Raw genomic sequence first — 1,388 nt, forward strand, 5'->3', positions numbered from 1 at the left:
AGAGCCAAAAGCGGCGGTACTGCAAGCGAGTATCTTAGTGACGTTTTCAATGACAACAGTACGGAGAGTTCCCTGATGTTTATTGAGGTAGTTCAGCCAAGTATCGTTGGCATTGAAGAGTTGTTTGATGAGCTTATTCGGGTGCATGACCTATAGGATAAACGATCCATGTAAAGCACCCTAGTCTCTTTGTTTTCGGCTGTAATCCGCTCAGGCGACACCTTCGCCGGTTTAGACTTTATTGATCTGGTTTCGAACTACTATCAAACGGGTCGAGTGCGCAGCAAGGATTGGAACTATTAAATTGATAGATTGCATAAGTTAATTGCCATTTGTGCCACTTAGATATTCACCATGGTTGGGCTTTAATTCGTCCGACGTATGATCGCTACATGATAGCAACGAAATGATTAGAGCTTTTGAGCTAGCTAATAATTGTCCCGAAATCGTTACTTGTTAATAATCGCGTAGCTGCATATGATCACACACGCATACTTTTCCCACTCTCATCCAGTCTGACAGTGGGCTTTTTTTAGGTTCATCGCGGATTAGCGGGAACTAAAAACAAAAACGGTAGTAAGTGAGATGGTTTAGTCGCCAAACAAAAAGTCATACACAAACTACCGTTTTCATACCGAATCATACTTTCCTATCCCCATTCTGGGAAGGCTTTCAAATAGTAAAGTCTCACCAGACAGTATCACTTATTACCCTGACCCTTAAACCTAACTCTGAGGCTAAATGCCTTTGTGGTCTTGAGGCCGAGGCTATCCATGAGTATCAATGGCGTCATGTAAAAGAAGCCATGTTACTCGGTATTCCTGTTGAACTTTCCGTTCAAACTCGAAGGATTAAGTGCCGTGAATGCGACATAAAAACAGAGGCTTTATCTGGGTTAGAGCTTTATGCTCGTATAACGACGCGTCTAAAAAGCTATATAGAACAACTACTGCCTCTTTTTCCCATTAAGCATATATTCCAGTTAACGAGCGTTCATTGGCACACCATTAAAGAGATAGATAAACGCCGACTTAAACAAGTGGTACCTTCAGTGAAATGGGAGGAACTAAGGCAACTCGTCATGGACGAGTTCGCCATCTTTAAAGGGCATCGGTATACCACTGTCATCGCTAACGCTAAGACTCACCAAGTCATTTGGATAGGGTTAGGCCTTAGCCGCAAGGACATACGACCATTTTTCGAGCTGTTAGGTAAGCATGGCAACAGTATCGAAGCGGTCGCGATGGACATGAATACGGCTTTTGACCTTGAAGTTCAAGCGCACTACCCGAACGCAAAAATCGTTTACGACTTATTCCATGTTGTTGCTAAGGTCGGTCGTGAGGTGATTCGTAAAATAGGCGCGCCTTAGCTTGCATAAGAACAAA

2 pseudogenes are annotated in these 1,388 nt (G+C 43.2%); one reads left to right on the top strand and one right to left on the bottom strand.

Annotation, left to right across the window (positions count from 1 at the left end):
* Positions 1 to 147, bottom strand: a pseudogene (locus tag A142_RS25695) (IS91 family transposase); the annotation flags it as partial.
* A gap of 484 nt (positions 148 to 631) precedes the next feature.
* On the opposite strand from A142_RS25695, the pseudogene A142_RS25635 reads away from it, so the two are divergent.
* Positions 632 to 1,360: pseudogene (locus A142_RS25635) on the top strand (transposase); the annotation flags it as partial.
* Positions 1,361 to 1,388: the final 28 nt, after the last annotated feature.

This window comes from Vibrio splendidus 12E03 (assembly GCF_000272105.2).
GTDB lineage: Bacteria > Pseudomonadota > Gammaproteobacteria > Enterobacterales > Vibrionaceae > Vibrio > Vibrio splendidus_I.